Here is a 16,660-nt window from a genome sequence, read left to right on the forward strand (position 1 = left end):
TATATTGTTATAATTTAAACTTCTAGTGGAGGTTTGCTCATATTTTGATATCTAAATTCGCAAATTAATTTAAAATCAAAATCATGAAAAAAATTTTATGTTTAGTAAGTGTCATTGCATTTACATTTACTTCTTGTTCAAAAGATGATAATGACTCATCTGATTCAACTTCTTCAATTTTAGTAAAAAAGATAACGACCACAGATAATAATGGACATTCTTCAAGTGAAAGTTATGTTTATAATGGCAATAAAATTGTTAGCATGACCGAAGATAATGGCTCTGTAACTAAGTATACTTATACAGGTGATTTAATAACAAAAATCGAAGAGTTTGATATGAATGGCACTTTGAATTTAACAACTGACTATAATTACATTAATGGTAAGTTAGATAATTCTATAGATAAACATCCAGCTGAGTCTTATTATTACAAGACTAAATATACACATAATGAAGATGGAACAATTTCTTACGATCAGTTTAGAGGTATTCCTGCAACAGGTGCTGAAGAAGAATACGGAGCAACTGGAAAATATACATATAAAGATGGTAATGTTGTTAAACTTGAAGTTTCATATTATGGTGCAGAATATTCATATATTTATGAATATGATACTCAAAATAATCCATTTAAAAATGTTTTAGGTTATAACTTATTATTAGATTCAGATAATACATCAGCTAATAACATAACTAAGCAAACTTCTACTTATGAGCAAGTCAATACATATAAATATAATGATAATAATTTTCCAATAGAGAAAATAACAAACTTTTCTACTGGTAATGAAACTGTTGAGTACGCTTACTAATTATAAAATGTAAAAAAAGCAGAAATTTCAATCTAATATTGAAATTTCTGCTTTTTTATTACTGAAAAAATTACATCAACGTAAAGAAAAATGAAGTGTATGCCTATTAGATTAATGTTTTATATACAAGTAAAGAGTAATAATAATTTTAGGTAATGAAGTTGAAGTTCAAATATATTTTTCTGATAATATTACTATCCAGCTGTACTAATAATAATTTTTTTGGTTATGTATATGACTATGATACAGAAAAACCAATAAAAGACGTACAGGTCAATATAAATGGTATAACAACCCAAACAGACAGTACTGGTTATTTTTCTGCTAAAATAAAATCCAATAAAGATTGTATAATATTATTGCAGAAAGAAGAATATGAAGTAAAAAAAGTATATCGAAGACCAGATTCTCCGGGAATGTTTAGTAAGATAAATCTTAAAAAGAACAAAATTTATTTATTTAAAGAAGAGAGTGAATTTTTAAAATAATTAAAAGCCGGATTGCTTATTTTCCGGCTTTTTTGGGTTAAAAAATTATTTTGGTTTTATTGATATTTTTTATCTGTAAGTGTCTTCATAAAAGCAACAAGCGCCTGTTCTTCTTTTACAGTCAAATTTAGTTTGTCGAAGGGAAGTGTTTGGTTTTCTACTTCATAACCTAAACCAATTCCACCGCCTTTATTGTAAAAAGAAACTACTTCTTCAAGGGTTTTGAAAACTCCGTTGTGCATATACGGTGCTGTAACTGCAGTATTTCTAACTGTAGGAGTTTTAAAAGCACCAACTAATTGAGGCATTTGATTGTATATGTAACGCCCTTTATCCGGGCTTATGGATTTTCCGGAAGGTTCATTTGGAGTTCCAATAACTTCGTGTTCGGTTTTAGAATAACTTGGCGGAACCGTTCCATTAAACAATGGAGTAAAATGGCAGGTCGCACATTTGGCTTTTCCCATAAACAAGTTCATTCCTTCGATTTCTTCATTATTTAACGCATTTTTCTTTCCTCTCATATATTCGTCAAATCTCGAATCAAAAGAGTTTAGAGAACGTACATAACTTGCAATAGCGTTTTGAATCTGCCAGGCTTCAGGTTTCGAATTTCCTGGATAGGCTTTTTTGAAAAGATCGATATATTCTTTGTCTAATTGAATTTTAGCATGAATATTTTCCATTGAGCCGTGCATTTCATCTTTATTCTGTATTACATCTACACTTTGTTTTTCTAAATCCAGCTGACGCATATCCCAAAACTGGGCATTTTGTAACGAAGCATAGGTTAGAGTAGGAGTATTTCGGGGTAAATTTATTCCGGTTAATGAAACATTGGTTTTTAACCCGTCTGTAAAAGCCTTCTCAGGATTATGACAGGTTGCACAGCTTCGGTCGTTATTTTTAGAAAGGCTTTTATCATAGAATAGTTTTTCGCCTAAAATCGCTTTTTCTTTCGTGAAATTATATTCTTTAGAAAGCACAAAAGCATTTACATCAAAAGCATCTTTATCAAATAAAGTTTCAATTGTTGGTTTTAGCGGACTGTTTTTCTTTACGTTTTTAATGTTTTCTTCTTTCTGGAAAGCTTTTAGCTTTTTCGAAATAGGGTTTAAATATTCACTTATAAAAACAGCTCTGTTAAAGGCATTGAAATTATTATTAGCGGCACAATATTTTTGAGCTTTTTCAGTCAGATTTTTTAATTCTGCTAATGATTTATTGTTTGAATTAATTCTTGAAAGAGATTCAGGAATCGAAATTAAACTTTCTCCTGCTTCGGGAATGGAAGATTGTAAAATTGGACTGTCAAAACCTGTAATTCCCAGAGCAATCACACGAAATACATTTTGCTGAACAGCATCCAGAACATAATCATCACTTACTGTAATAACTTCAAAAGTACTTTTTAACTGTTTAATATTCGCCAGGAAAATATTCAGTTCCCGAATTAAATCTTCTTTACTTTCAGAATTATATTCTGGAAAAATCATTTCTTCCATAACCTGAAAACCGTGAGGTTCAAAAGATCTGTTTTCTTCCAGTTCCATTTCGTCAAGAGCTGGACCGTTCATAAATCGGGCAGTTTCGGGAACAAAATATTCAATTGCCCATTCGACTTTTTTATAAACCAGACGCGATTTTTTAAACTGTTCTACAATTTCTTTTTGAGAAGAATTGTTATTTACAAGTTTTTGAAATTGAGCAATTTCATTATTTAGTTTACTTAAATCAATAAGTAAATCTTGTTGTATTGTTGCTTTTGATTTTTCATTCTTCTGACATGAAAATAAAAAACAAAGTAGTAAAATCAGGAAAGTAAAATGTTTTAATTTCATAATAGTATTGTAATAGAAACAACCCTTATTGAAAAATAAGGGTTGTTTTATGATTTAAACGAAATTATTATCGTTGTACGTTTCTGATAATTACAGTTTGACCTCCCTCTTTATTAGTTTGAGTACCAGAACCGTCTGCATTTTTAAATGCATCACTCTGCCAGGTATGAGGGTGAATATTTACCGTAAAAGTATCCGGAACACCAATGATATCTGAAATGTCTTCCATAGCACCAAATTCCCAGCTTCCAAATCTCATTTCGCCAGTTTGGTTGTAAAGTCCATTCCATGCAGCATCAGTTCTTTTATGGTTCATGTTTAACCACGGTTTATTTTGTTTTGTCGCGATGCTGTACTGCCAGATATATGAATCGTGTTTTGCATCAGCATAATAACTGTCACCATCTTCCTGAATGTAAACGTAGTTTTCAGTTACACATAAATTGTCTGGATTGATAATTCCGGTTCCTGGAGTACTGTCACCTTCAACAGCTAATTCTAAAGTTCCTTTTAATGGGTTAGAAGCATCCAATTTCAATTTATAAACTCTTCCCCACATTGTATATCCTTCAACAGGAGCGTTGTTTGTTGCCTGACCAGTCGCTGTAAAATAGATTTCTCTATTATTGCTTGCGCTTCCTTTTCTGTAATCAACATCTTCAACTCTTGATAAACGAATGGCTTTTAAGTCGTTTACAGTAGTATTAATAACAGCTCCAGTTAGGTTTTTAGCATTTGGAATTTCAACAAATTCAACTGGATATGAATTATTTAAAGTCATAGAAGTTTCAACCTGATTTCCATCTGTTCTTTTTAAAGCATATAGTTTTCCGTTTGATAAGTCACCAACAGAAGAACCGATGTACATGATTAATTGTCCGGCACTTACGTGAGAAGTTGCATACGATTGATCTTCTCCAATTAAAATAACTGTTTTTCCAGGATATGCTTCTTTTGTAAGTGGAACAGCGTTTTCCATACTTGCTTTTCCTAAAGCTGGCAAAACTCTGTCTGTTCTTGCTTTATCAGAAGATAATCCAAGCGGATTAATTCCGTGAACCATACTTTCCTGACCGCTTTCTCCGGCAGTTAAAAAGATTGGTCCAAAGCCGTGGATTTCAGGAGTAGCCAAAGTCGCAGAACATAAACGTGTTAAACCTCCAACGCCGTCAACTATATAATCTCCTTTTACAGGTTTGAAAGTTTTATCTAAATAAACTCTTGAAACTGATTGAAGGATTTCGTGATTTGTAATCATGATGTAACCTTCACCATTTGGATTTCTCATTAATCCTGCACCATCTGGCTGTGCACCATAAACAAATGAAGGTGATTCTGGTAAAACATCAGAACTTGCGATTAAAGTGCTGATTTTTAAGTTTTCAAAACCTGTCATTGGATAAACAAAAGCAGGAACTTTTGAATGTGAAGTAAAATCGATGCTTGAATTTACATCGTTTGAAGAATCTTTGTCATCATTCTGACAGCTTATTACAGAGAAACCTGTAATACCAAGCAGTGCAATTGATTTTAGAAAATTTAATTTCATAACTGTGTTTTTATTTTTTTGATTAAGCAAAGCTATCCTTCAAAAATAAAATACATGTTACGTGAATTTTTTCTTATTGCTAACAAATAATAAGTCTTGTATTACTAAAACGTAAAATTTTCAGCCAAATGTAAATTTAAGTTTCATAAAAATATCTTAATTTTTAAAAAGCTGATTTAACGAAACGGCCTTTTTCTCTCGTAATTTTTTTACAATTTTAAGAAAAGCAATAGCAGTTATATAAGCATCTCCCAAAGCAGTGTGCCTGTCTTTTTTAGAAATGTCGAATTTATCTGCCAGATCATCTAATGTATAATGATCCTTTCGCTCAAATAAATGTGACTGAATCAGAGTTTTTTTGTACAAATAAGCCGTATCTAAAGTTTTATTTGTGAGTTGAGGCAGTCCGTTTCTTTCGAGAGCTTTATTAATCATAGTAACATCAAAAATGGTATGATGAGCTATGATTATTGAATCGCCTAAAAAATCTAAAAACTGTTGTAAAGCTTCTAATTCTGTTGGACGTTTAACAAGCAGATCTTTTAAAATTCCGTGAATCTGTGCTGTCGATTTATCATAATGATCCTGATGTAAATATATTTCAAAACTATCCTGAACCGAAATTACGCCGTTTTGTAATGCCAAAGCGCCAATGCATAAAATTCGGTCATTTTCATAATCAAAACCAGTAGTTTCGGTATCTAAAACCACAAACCTGGTTTCTTCTATAGTGATACTTTCATCGAAGAGATTTTCTTCTTTTTTCCAAAAACTGAATAATCCCATTTTATACCAGGTTTGAAATATTAAAACGAACAGAAATTAATTCCTGAAGCTCTTTAATGGTTTTAAAAGTGCGTTTCAGTTTAATTTTTTCCATTTTGGTTAGAGATTCAAGTTCAATAAACTGACCCGAATCATGATGTAAAAGACCTTGTTTGGTCCTGAATTTCAGTAAAGCTTTAAAAGAATATGAACATGATAAATACAATTCACGATTATTTGGTTCGAGTTCGGCTAGTTTTTCAAAACGTTCTGCTGTATTGCTGATTGACTTTACAGAATGTGATAAAATTAAAACACGCGCAGCATCTGTCAACGGCATTAAAGCTCTTCGTTTAATATCAAAATTATCTTTATTGGCACCGTCTTGTTCTACTAAAAATTGTCTGAAGAAACCAGTAGGAGATGGGCTTTGTAAAGCACCGCTCACTAAATGCATATAAAAAATAGGGTTTGCTTTTATGGTTTCAAAAATATATTCTGATAATTGATCTACAGTTGCAGCGTCGCCGTATGTCATGCTGTAATCAAAGAAAATGAACGACAATAAAACCTCATTTTTCCCCGGATTGGTAATCCAATGGTGTACCTGATTTTTCCATTCATCCAGACTCATACACCATTTTGGACTCGATGCCATCATATCTGCAGGGCAATAATCGTAACCAATTTCAAAAAGACCTTTATTAACAAGTCCTGCAAATTTCAGGAAATAAATTTTCGTTTCTTCCCTAAAAACTTCGTTTACATTTTCGTAAACAATCGCATTATCCTGATCTGTATGAAGCATTTGTTCACCGCGTCCCTGACTTCCCATTGCCAGCCATGCAAATTTTACCGGCGGCGGACTGCTCATTTTTTCTAAACAGATTTCAATAACACGAGTCGTACATGCCTCATTGAGTTCTGTTATGATTTTAGAAATTAAAGTCATCGGAATATTTTGATCTAAATATCCCTGAAGCAGCTGCATGATTTGGTTTCGAATAGGTTTTATTTCCTTTGTTTTTTTGGCTCTTTTTAAAGCTTTAATTAAAACGGCTGGATTATTTCCTAAAGCGACCATTACATCGTGTTTCGACAAAATCCCGACAGCTTTGGTATTAACTGTACCATCTTTAGTAAGGCATAAATGGCTGATGTTGCTTTTCATCATGGCCATTTGAGCTTCTGTAACAGTCATTTTTTTGGGATACGTAATAACAGGTTTTGTCATTATCGTTTCAGCCGTTGTGGTTATCGGAAAATCTCCTGTTACAATTTTATTGCGGAGATCTTTATCTGTCAAAATCCCTATTGGCAGCATTTCGTCTACAATTAAAATCGCTCCGACTTTCTTTTTATTCATTATCCTCGCAATTTCTTTAACGGTAGTTGACGGACTGCAGGTTACTATTTTTTTTGAATATTTTATTGGCGCTAAATCAAAAGAATGATTGCTGGAATGCAGGTTTTCATTTAAGAGATCATCACCATATAATTTGTCTTTATGAATGTCAGAATATGGATTTCTTGTGTTAGAAGCATAACTTTCGATCAGGAAATTACCAACATTTCTGTTTTCAAGTGCGTAAGGTTTAAAAATGGCAATAGGAATGGCGTAAAGAATGCTTTCTTCATGTGCCACCGCTTCCATAATGTAATTTTCTTGTGCCAAAAGCGGACGAAGTCCAAATATATCGCCTTCGTCGCACATATCTAAAACTGAGTTTTTGGTGTTTTTTTTGAGTGCCACCGCACCTTTATGAACCACATAAAAAGAATCATGTGTTTTATCATTTTCGGCAAAAATTACGGCATCTTTATCTTTATAAACAATAGAAATTTGTTCCGAAAGCTTTTCAAGATCCATTGGATGCAGGAAATTAAAAGGCGGATAATTTTTTAAAAAGTCGGCAACTCTTTGCGAAATGGTATTTTTCATTGGGTTAGATTAGAGTTCTAATGTACTATTTAAAATAGAAATGTAAAAGAAACACGTTTATTTTTTAGTTGCAAAGGGCAAAGATGCAGAGCTGCAAGGTTTTTAAAAAAGGGAATGCAAAAAACTTAGCGGTTTCACGGCATAAAAAAAGCCCCATAAGGAGCTTTGATAGTATAAAATAAGATTTAATCAACTTTGTGAACAGTGCCTCGTTGTTTCTCTTCAGAACCAACCATTCCAAATTCAAAAGTATAAGAATCTTTTGCTGTTGTTAAAATTTTCATGCTTATGGCTTTTTCTTCAGCCATGTTTTTTGGATGTTTCTTTTGCAGTACATATTCGCAGTCACTTACCCAGCGAATGGTTGCAGTATCTGTTTTTCCTTCAAAAGTTTCAATTTCGATGCTGTCCTTGCGTTCAAAAAAAGTCACCTTTTTTACGCCGTTTACTTCAAATTCAAATTTAAATTTTCCGTTTTTGAAATCTTTGCAATTGTGTTCGGCATTATAACAGGAAACTAAAGCCAGTACCGGAAATAAGAATAGTATTTTTTTCATTTTTTTATGCTTTAAGCCTATGGCTTTTATCATTTCAATCTCTTTAATTCATCATCGGTAAAGTTCTTGATTTCTTTTTCTTTGGCAAACTTTTCGGCGTTATAATTTCCTGATTTATTTTTCGGAATTGATAAACTTTCCCATGAACTCTTTTTCAATTGTTTGGCATAAAAAACGATTTGTCCCACATGATACGGATAATGCGCTAATTGACGATTTATGGCTTCGATGACCGTATGGCCTTCATTTCTAATATAAATAATATCTGAAAGCTGTTCTGGTTTTAAACTCTCTAAAGCATTTCCGAGACAATTCCAGCCTTTATTCCAAATCTCTAAAACTTCTTCTTTTGACTGTAAATCATTTTCAAATTCTGCATCGCGGTTTCGCCATTCTTTCTCACCGTCTGAAGTTAAAAAATCGGTCCAGCGCGAAAGCATATTACCTGAAATGTGTTTTACAATAGCAGCAATACTGTTCGTATCTTCATTTATGGCCGTAAAAAGCTGTTCTGGCTCTAATTGATTCATTGCCTTTTCTCCAAGCATTTTGTAATACAGAAACTGCTTTTTAACGCTTTCCAGATAAGATTCATCAGTTTTCATGATTGAAATGTTTTAAGATTGGAGTTCGGTTTTGTTTTCAGAAATCAGTGTTTTTCCCCAGTCATTTAGTTTCCAAAGTATTTCGACTAATTGTTTTCCTGTTTCGGTCAAAGTGTATTCAACCCGCGGAGGCAGTTCGTTAAAAGAATGTTTGATTAATATGCCATCTTCAACCATTTCATTTAACTGCTGGTTTAAAACACGTCTGTCTACCTTAGCAATACCGCGTAAAAATTCGCTTGGTCTTTTTTTTCCATCATTAATCTGCCAGACAATGGGGATTTTCCATTTTCCGCTGATAGTATTTACAGCAATTTCTAATGGGCAGATTTTATTTTCTGTGCTTCGTTCCTTTGTTTGCATAAAATTGACTTTTATATCCCTATGAGACAAAAATATGCGGTATTGCCAGACCTATCCGGCTTTCCGATCTTTGCAAAAATAATCAAAAATTAAAGTAGAATGAATGATTTAGCCCATCAAATTGAAACATTGAATATCGAACTTTTAAAACAAGTTCCAGAAGAAATACTGGCAGCTTTCCAAAAATCAATACAAGATTTGAAAAGTCTGAATATAGAAATTAATAGTTTAAAAGTTGGAGATAAAATTCCAGATTTTTCTTTACCAAATGCAGTAAATGATACCATTACATCTGAAAGTATTTTGAGGAATGGAAAAATGATAATCGCGTTTTACAGAGGGAGCTGGTGTCCTTATTGCAATTTGGAGTTAAGAGCATTACAAGAAAATCTTTTGAGAATTACGGCAAAAAATACGACTTTAGTTGCAATTTCACCGCAGAGTTCAGATAATAGTTTAACACTTAAAGAAAAACACAATTTACAGTTTGAAGTGCTTACAGATTTACATAATGCTTATGCAAAACAGTTAGGGATTACTTTTCAGCTGCAGGATTTTGTTATACCGCATTATCAAACTCTTGGTATTAATCTTGAAGATTTTAATAAAGATCGAGAAAATACATTGCCGGTTCCTGCTGTTTTTGCAGTAAACGAAAACGGAATTATAATTTATAAATTCCTGAATGTAAATTATATGAATAGGATTGATGTTGAAGAATTAATTAACGTATTATGAAGGAAGTAAAACGTAAAGGGGCGCGATCTACAAAAGATATTCCGGTCTCTATTTTAGAACAGCTTAATAAAGGTGAAATTGAATCAGCAAATTTGGTTGAATGGCTGGCAGTAGATCAAATTGTGCTTCTTGAGAATGTATTAAATGAATTGAATAGAATTGAATATCTAGAACCTGTTTTAATAGATGCTAGGAGTTTAAAAAAGCAAACAGTAAATACAATAAACGAAGCAATTGGAATAGGAATATTAAAACAGTCAGTTTTAAATAATGATTTAAAAATAGTATCAATTATTTCTAAGCATAAATCAGATTTAGTTCGATGCTGGTCAGCATATGCAATTGGCAGAAATCCCAAATTTACAATTGAAGAAATGTTAGAGCAGATTCAGTTTTTGGCTGCCGATAAACATTTTGGAGTTCGGGAAATTTCATGGTTAGCTGTCCGCCAAAATATTACAAATAATTTAGACAAAAGCCTGGAAATTTTATTAAAATGGGCTTCATCTGAAGATGAAAATATCCGACGTTTTGCAACTGAAGCAATAAGACCAAGAGGTGTTTGGTGTGAACATGTCGAAGAACTTAAGAAAAAACCAGAATCAGCTTTGAAAATTTTAGATTTACTGAAATCGGATTCTTCTAAATATGTTCAGGATAGTGTAGGTAACTGGCTCAATGATGCAAGCAAATCGCGGCCGGATTTTGTTAAAGATTTATGTCAAAAATGGCAGACAGAAAGTCCAACAAAAGAAACTGCCTATATTATAAAGAAAGCACTGAGAACAATTGAAAAGTAAAATTTATGCTGTTTAAAATTATTTATACGATCTTAATATCGTATTTATCTAAAAGTCCAACAATTCCCTCTGTAGAAAATTGTGCTTTTCTCATTGGGTTGAATTCTGGATCGATTTTATAATTATAAGCTGTTTTAAAATTGACACCTGCCAATTGGGTTTCATTAAAAATAGCGCCGTCAAGATTACAATTGTCAAAAACTGAACTTGTTAAATTAGTACCAATAAAAGTCACTTCACGCACCGAAGAATTGATGAATTTTGTTTTTGGCATTTTTTTATTTGAAAAAACAGCATAATCTAAAGTGCAGTCTTCAAAATGAACCTGAAATAAGAAATCATCACATTCATTAAAAGCAATTCCCAGAAGTTTACAGTTTCTAAAACTCACATTTTTTAAACTCGTTCCGGCTAGAGTTGTCATAGATAAGTTACAGTCAATAAATTCACAATCCAAAAATGTATTAGAGCCGAAATTACTATTCGAAAAATCACAGTTTTTAAACACACAGTCTTCAAATTCCCTGTTGTTTATTCTTTTATCAATATAAACAACTTTCTCAAATGTTTTCTGAATTTGAATTATTTCTTCCATGTTTGGGGTTTCTGTGCATTGTGACGAACTCGAAGAATATAGATGTTTTCTTCTGTTACTTGATATGAAACAGCATAGTTATAAACGAAATAAACTCTAAAACTACCGTCGTTTTTATTTTTTTGTTTGTCTAACTTATAAACTTCCGGCTGTGTTTTCAGTATATCTGTGCTGTCAAAAATTGTATTGACAACCTTGTCTGCAATTTTAATTGATTTACTTTCGAAGAAAATGTAAAAATGAATGTCTTCTAATTGATCTAAAGCATCGCTTGACCAAATTATTTTCTTCCCCATTTTTTTGCAATCTCTTTTGCTTCGTCTTCAGTATAAAAATTACCTTTTTTTATATTGTTTAAGGCATTTTCGATGTCTAAATTATAAGACGCATCTGAGTCAACTGAGGTATTATTAATTGATTGTAAAAGATGTTTTAGTTTTTCTACAAAAGAAGGATCTTTTACTTTATCAATTTCCTGATGAATCCAATTTATTTCTGCCTGTATATCCATAATAAAGAATTTTAGTAAAGATACAAATTAGTCATTAAAAATTCCCTTCATAATGATTTTCAATCCTAAGAAAATCAAAACCATAGAACTCAGACAAGCCGCAATTCCAATCCCTAAAACTAAGTAATGCCAATTTGTATGCTGATTCATAAAAGCATTATAAATCAATGACGGCCCAATAAACATTAAAGGCAGAGCGCCTGTTAGATATTTAATTCCTTTGCCTAATAATTGTTTGTTTGTTGCCATTTTATTTTTTTTGTTTCAAGTTTCAGGTCTGCTTTGTTTCAAGTTTAAAACTTTGACAAAGATTATTAATTTAAACTTTGCGTACTTTGCGAAAAAACCTTTGCGCGCTTTGCGGTTAAATAATTACGCAGAAAACCTTTTACTTTATATAATTGTCAACAGCGTTTCTTACACTGCCGTATTTTTTTAATAATTCTGAAGCTTCTTCGTACGAAACCGGAATTTCTCCCATAATCATTTTTACGCCGCGATCAACCAGTTTTATGTTGCTTAGCTGCATATCGACCATTTTGTTGCCCTTTACTTTTCCAAGCTGAATCATCGAAGCAGTCGAAATCATATTTAAAACCAGTTTTTGAGCTGTTCCGGCTTTCATTCTTGAACTTCCGGTAACAAATTCAGGTCCCACTACAACTTCAATAGGAAATTTTGCCGTTAACGCCAGCGGACTTCCGGCATTGTTTGTAATACAGCCTGTAACTATATTATTTTGATTGCAAGTCTCTAATCCGCCAATAACGTACGGAGTTGTTCCAGAAGCCGCAATTCCTATAACCACATCATTTTCGCCAATATTATGCGCTTGCAAATCAATCCAGGCTTGTGCTGCATTGTCTTCGGCATTTTCTACTGCACGACGAATAGCAGTGTCGCCGCCGGCAATTATGCCATTTACTAAATCAAACGGAACACCAAAAGTTGGAGGACATTCAGATGCATCTACCACACCAAGTCTGCCAGAAGTACCTGCTCCTATATAAAATAATCTTCCGCCAAGCTTTAATTTTGCCACGATTTGCGGTACTAAAGCTTCTATTTGCGGAAGAGCTTTTTCTACTGCATAAGGAACAGTTTTGTCTTCCTGATTAATATTTGATAACAATTCATGAACAGACATTTTTTCTAAATGCTCGTATTTTGATGATTGTTCAGTGGTTTTCGTAAATGTCATTTTAGTGTTATTTAGACCAGTCAAAATTAATATTTTTTATCTCAATCTTGCAAAGTCTCAAAGATTTATACTCTTTTTTTTCTTCTTATTTTTCTGTATAAAGACTACTCACAAGCCGTTTTGTTACAAGAACTAAAATATTATATTTGTTTAATATTAATTGACAAATGGATAAACTAAGTTTTTTGAATGGTATTGCCTGGATTGCTGTTTTTGTTTCTATGCTTCTGGCTTTCTTTTTATTTACGGTAAAAACTCAAAATAAACTTGCTAATCGTTTATTTGCTTTCTTTTTTATTTTATCTGCGATTGATCTAAGCGGATTTTTTTTCTATGAATTTATTGACAGACAATTTGATCTTGAGGTTTTTAGATGGACAACCTGTCTGCTAGGAATGCCTTTGTTTTATTTATTTGTTCTTGCTGTATGTTATTCTGATTTTAGATTACAGTGGAAACATTTATGGCATCTCCTTCCGTTTTTGGCTGTTAATTTAATTTTTGTTCCAAGGTTTTATCTGGCAGGTGAAGTAGAGAAAATACAGTTTTTTAGAATACACAATCAAATGCCCGAAATGTTGATTTTTCGTTCAATTGTTGAGTTTCAGTATGTATATTATATTGTGGGTGTATTTTTAATTTTAAAGAAATACAAAAAACTTTATTTAGAGAATTACGCCAATACAGGTTTTTCAACTTATATGTGGCTTTTTCAAATGACAACCGTTTTCCTGATCGCACATATTATTGTAGTATTAAAAACGTTATTGCGATATACAGATTTAAACGAAACCTTTCTCTGGGCCAATGTTTTGGTAGGAAGCATTGCGTTATTGATTACCTGCTGGTTTATAATGAAAGCCCTGAATCATCCGGAACTTTTCAGGGGAATCAACTCTAAGCTGAAACTCACAAAAGATATTATGCCACAAGGCGAAATAAAATCAGAAACCGCAAACTCTCAAAACGATGTAATTACTGCTCAAATCGAGACTTTAAGAGACTATATGACTGATAAAGAACCTTATCTCGATCCGTCACTAACGATACAGGAATTGGCAAACCAAATCAATATTCCCGTTCGGGATTTATCAGTTTTGATAAATCATCATATCGATCAGCATTTTTTTGATTTTGTAAACGAATACCGCATTCAAAAAGCCATGAGTATTTTGAAAAATCCATCAAAAAAAGAGCTTACAGTTTTAGAAATTTTATACGAAGTAGGTTTTAATTCAAAATCTTCGTTTAATACTTCTTTTAAAAAATATACCAATTTAACGCCAACGGCTTATAGAAACAGTTGAAAATAAACGTTTTGTAAAAAGTCGTACTTCATAACAAATAAAGTCGAACCAATTTTTGAATTAGAAAATGGTTCGACTTTTTTTTGTCGGTCGCGCAGGGAGATTTTCTAACGCAGCTTTGCTTCAAATTAATCGAACAAGTTAAAATTAGAAATTATGAAAAAGTCAAATCTCCTTATCTTTTTATTATTGCCTTTGTTTTGTTTAGCGCAGTCAACTTTAAAATTAAAAGGAAAAGTGTCAAATGAAACTGCAGGGTTAGAATGGGCAGATGTTTCTGTATCCAATTCAGAAGGGAAAATTATTGATGGAACGACAACGAAACAAGACGGAAGTTTTGAAATCAATCTTAAAAAAGGAACTTATAAAATTACAATCAGTCTTTTGGGATTTTCAGAATATGAAAAAGAAATTTCAATAGAAAAAGAAACAGATTTAGGAATCATTATTTTGAAAGAAACCACAACCAATTTGGGAGAAGTTGTAATTCAAACCAAAAAGAAAACAATAGAACAAAAAATAGATCGTGTAGTTTATAATGTCGAAAATAATATTTCAGTAACTGGCGGAGATGCGCTTACGGCCATAAATACGGCTCCGGGCGTTGTGGTGCATAACAATGTTATCAATATTTTAGGAAAAGGTGCGTCGAGAGTGATGATCGATGGCAGAATGATTGAATTATCGGGCGAAGAATTAAATAGTTATTTAAAATCTATTTCTGCCAATGATATTAAAAGTATCGAAGTTATTGCGAATCCGCCGGCAAAATATGAAGCAAATGGAACAGGCGGCATCATCAATATCATTTTGAAAAAAGGAATGCGCGATTCATGGAAAAATGCGACTACAATCTCTTACGACCAAAATAAGTACGGAATTTATACTTTGAGAAACAGTTTTTTCTACAACAAAAATAAATTTAGATTTGCTTTCAGCGGAAATGGAAGAATTGGAAACACCAATAATACGGAAGATTTAGATATTTATTATCCAACAGGGCTTTGGGAATTAAGAGACGTTTCTAAGCAAAAAGAAAACAGTATTTCGGGACGTTTTTCTTTAGATTATGATGTTTCAGATAAAACTACAATTGGTTTTCAGTATTTAAACGAAAGTTATAATCCTGATATGAATTCGAATACAGTTATTTCCATTTTTAATAATTCAAATTCAATAGATTCTGTCCTTATAAATAAAGGTTTTAATAATAAATATTCAGGAAGCCAGACTTATAACACACATTTGATTTCGAAACTGGATTCTATTGGCAGAAAAGTAAGTGTTGATCTGGACTATTTTACTTACGACTCAAAATTTGATAAAAATTTCACAGCCAAATCGTATCTGCCAGACGGAACGTATCAAAATACGAATCAGGCAGCACGAAACAACTCTAACCAGAATATTGATAATTTTAGTTTAAAAGCTGATTTTGAACATCCAATGCAAGCTGTTAATTTGTCTTACGGAGGAAAAGTAAGTTTTGTAAAAAGTAACAGCGATGTGTTTTATTACAATACCATTTCTGGAAGCGAAGTTTTGGATCCCAATCAGTCGAACGTATTTGAATACAAAGAAAATAATCAGGCAGTTTATTTGAATGGAAATAAAAAAATCAATGATAAATTCTCTGTTCAGCTTGGTTTCCGATTAGAAAATACGCAGACAAACGGTTATTCTGCAACTTTAGATCAAGAAGTAAAAAATGATTATTTAAAACTGTTTACGAGTTTGTATCTAGATTATCAGTTAAATGACAATCATGGTTTTAATTTTACTTACGGAAAACGTATTAACCGTCCGGGATTTGGATTATTAAACCCGTTTCGATCTTATATTAACAGTAACAGTTATTCAGAAGGAAATCCGTTTTTAAGACCATCTTTCAGTAATAATTTCGATTTTACATATTCGTTTAAAAAGAATTTAAGAACTAATCTTTTCTTTAATAAAACTACTAATGGTTACGGCGTTGTTTTTACTTCAAATCCTGAAATCAATACGCAGATTGTAACGAGAGAGAATTATTTTGACGAAAGTTCTTTTGGAATTGGTGAAAGCTATTCGGCAGAAGTTACAAACTGGTTTGAAACACAGACTTCGGTTTATCTTTTAGGTTCAAAAACTTCATTTATTTCAAATATAAATGCGGTTCCGTCAAATAGTGCACAGCTTTATTTTACAACCGAAAATTCTTTTTCACTGAGTGAAACTACGAAACTGCAATTGGAATATTTTTACAGTTCACCTTTCAAAAAAGGTTTATATGAAATTGGTTATATGGCGGGATTGAATATTGCAATTAGACAAAGTTTCATGAAAAACAATCTGCAATTGACTTTTTTGGTGAATGATATTTTTAATACTTCTTATTTAAAAGATTATAAATCGATTGTAAATGGAGTAGTGCAGGTTTACAGCCAAAATGAAAGTAACCGATTTGTGAGATTGTCTGCAACGTATAATTTTGGAAATAAGAAAATTAAAGTTCAGGAACGTGATTTTGGAAATAAAGAGGAGAAAAAACGAACAGGTAAGTAATTAGATAATTAGATAATGTGTCAATTAGAAAATTATCTT

The 16,660-nt window shown here is 32.2% G+C and carries 18 protein-coding genes; 6 read left to right on the plus strand and 12 right to left on the minus strand.

The genetic code is table 11. The features are described 5' to 3' along the window. Positions 1-83: 83 nt before the first annotated feature. Positions 84-815 (plus strand): hypothetical protein, encoded by a 732-nt coding sequence (locus PQ462_RS07460; protein ID WP_274252961.1) that lies wholly within the window; start codon positions 84-86, stop codon positions 813-815. 155 nt (positions 816-970) lie between these two features. Beyond that, on the plus strand, positions 971-1,303 hold the full coding sequence (locus PQ462_RS07465) for a hypothetical protein (RefSeq protein ID WP_274252962.1): 333 nt from the start codon (positions 971-973) through the stop codon (positions 1,301-1,303). A 56-nt stretch (positions 1,304-1,359) separates the two neighbouring features. Here PQ462_RS07465 and PQ462_RS07470 read toward each other — a convergent pair whose 3' ends face one another. The 7 genes from PQ462_RS07470 to PQ462_RS07500 form a co-directional block, all read right to left on the minus strand. Continuing rightward, entirely contained in the window at positions 1,360-3,144 is a 1,785-nt protein-coding gene (locus PQ462_RS07470) for a cytochrome-c peroxidase (RefSeq protein WP_274252963.1), read from the minus strand. A gap of 67 nt (positions 3,145-3,211) precedes the next feature. Further along, positions 3,212-4,693: a hypothetical protein gene (locus PQ462_RS07475; RefSeq protein ID WP_274252964.1), complete on the minus strand. Its 1,482-nt coding sequence runs from the start codon at positions 4,691-4,693 to the stop codon at positions 3,212-3,214. A gap of 156 nt (positions 4,694-4,849) precedes the next feature. Continuing rightward, complete coding sequence (locus tag PQ462_RS07480) at positions 4,850-5,479, minus strand: 3'-5' exonuclease (protein ID WP_149207932.1); 630 nt, start codon at positions 5,477-5,479, stop codon at positions 4,850-4,852. 1 nt (position 5,480) lies between these two features. After that, positions 5,481-7,400, minus strand: a complete 1,920-nt coding sequence (locus tag PQ462_RS07485) for a DUF294 nucleotidyltransferase-like domain-containing protein (RefSeq protein WP_274252966.1) — start codon at positions 7,398-7,400, stop codon at positions 5,481-5,483. Positions 7,401-7,585: 185 nt separating this feature from the next. Further along, positions 7,586-7,957: a hypothetical protein gene (locus PQ462_RS07490; RefSeq protein WP_044048306.1), complete on the minus strand. Its 372-nt coding sequence runs from the start codon at positions 7,955-7,957 to the stop codon at positions 7,586-7,588. Positions 7,958-7,986: 29 nt separating this feature from the next. After that, positions 7,987-8,562, minus strand: a complete 576-nt coding sequence (locus PQ462_RS07495; RefSeq protein ID WP_274252967.1) for a DUF1572 family protein — start codon at positions 8,560-8,562, stop codon at positions 7,987-7,989. Between the two features lie 12 nt (positions 8,563-8,574). After that, positions 8,575-8,925, minus strand: a complete 351-nt coding sequence (locus PQ462_RS07500; RefSeq protein ID WP_012024549.1) for a winged helix-turn-helix transcriptional regulator — start codon at positions 8,923-8,925, stop codon at positions 8,575-8,577. A gap of 99 nt (positions 8,926-9,024) precedes the next feature. Here PQ462_RS07500 and PQ462_RS07505 point away from each other — a divergent pair, with 99 nt between their 5' ends. Further along, a complete protein-coding gene (locus PQ462_RS07505; RefSeq protein ID WP_274252968.1) occupies positions 9,025-9,663 on the plus strand; it encodes a peroxiredoxin-like family protein in 639 nt (212 codons plus the stop codon). Next, entirely contained in the window at positions 9,660-10,463 is an 804-nt protein-coding gene (locus PQ462_RS07510; RefSeq protein ID WP_274252969.1) for a DNA alkylation repair protein, read from the plus strand. The genes PQ462_RS07505 and PQ462_RS07510 overlap by 4 nt, the downstream gene beginning before the upstream one ends. A gap of 22 nt (positions 10,464-10,485) precedes the next feature. Here the strand turns inward: PQ462_RS07510 and PQ462_RS07515 are convergent, their stop codons facing one another. The 5 genes from PQ462_RS07515 to murQ form a co-directional block, all read right to left on the minus strand. After that, the gene (locus tag PQ462_RS07515) at positions 10,486-11,058 is read right to left on the minus strand and encodes a pentapeptide repeat-containing protein (protein WP_274252970.1); all 573 of its coding nucleotides are present in this window, start codon (positions 11,056-11,058) and stop codon (positions 10,486-10,488) included. Then, positions 11,046-11,354: a type II toxin-antitoxin system RelE/ParE family toxin gene (locus PQ462_RS07520; RefSeq protein WP_274252971.1), complete on the minus strand. Its 309-nt coding sequence runs from the start codon at positions 11,352-11,354 to the stop codon at positions 11,046-11,048. Before PQ462_RS07520 ends, PQ462_RS07515 begins: the two co-directional genes overlap by 13 nt. Continuing rightward, on the minus strand, positions 11,339-11,569 hold the full coding sequence (locus PQ462_RS07525) for a hypothetical protein (protein WP_012024554.1): 231 nt from the start codon (positions 11,567-11,569) through the stop codon (positions 11,339-11,341). Before PQ462_RS07525 ends, PQ462_RS07520 begins: the two co-directional genes overlap by 16 nt. Positions 11,570-11,596: 27 nt before the next feature. Further along, complete coding sequence (locus tag PQ462_RS07530; RefSeq protein WP_073409714.1) at positions 11,597-11,818, minus strand: DUF6095 family protein; 222 nt, start codon at positions 11,816-11,818, stop codon at positions 11,597-11,599. Positions 11,819-11,957: 139 nt separating this feature from the next. After that, entirely contained in the window at positions 11,958-12,770 is an 813-nt protein-coding gene (murQ, locus tag PQ462_RS07535) for an N-acetylmuramic acid 6-phosphate etherase (RefSeq protein ID WP_012024556.1), read from the minus strand. A gap of 167 nt (positions 12,771-12,937) precedes the next feature. On the opposite strand from murQ, the gene PQ462_RS07540 reads away from it, so the two are divergent. Both PQ462_RS07540 and PQ462_RS07545 read left to right on the plus strand, forming a co-directional pair. Then, entirely contained in the window at positions 12,938-14,077 is a 1,140-nt protein-coding gene (locus PQ462_RS07540) for a helix-turn-helix domain-containing protein (protein WP_274252973.1), read from the plus strand. 156 nt (positions 14,078-14,233) lie between these two features. Further along, the gene (locus PQ462_RS07545) at positions 14,234-16,621 is read left to right on the plus strand and encodes a TonB-dependent receptor domain-containing protein (RefSeq protein WP_274252974.1); all 2,388 of its coding nucleotides are present in this window, start codon (positions 14,234-14,236) and stop codon (positions 16,619-16,621) included. Positions 16,622-16,660: the final 39 nt, after the last annotated feature.

The organism is Flavobacterium sp. KACC 22758 (assembly GCF_028736135.1).
GTDB classification, from domain to species: domain Bacteria; phylum Bacteroidota; class Bacteroidia; order Flavobacteriales; family Flavobacteriaceae; genus Flavobacterium; species Flavobacterium johnsoniae.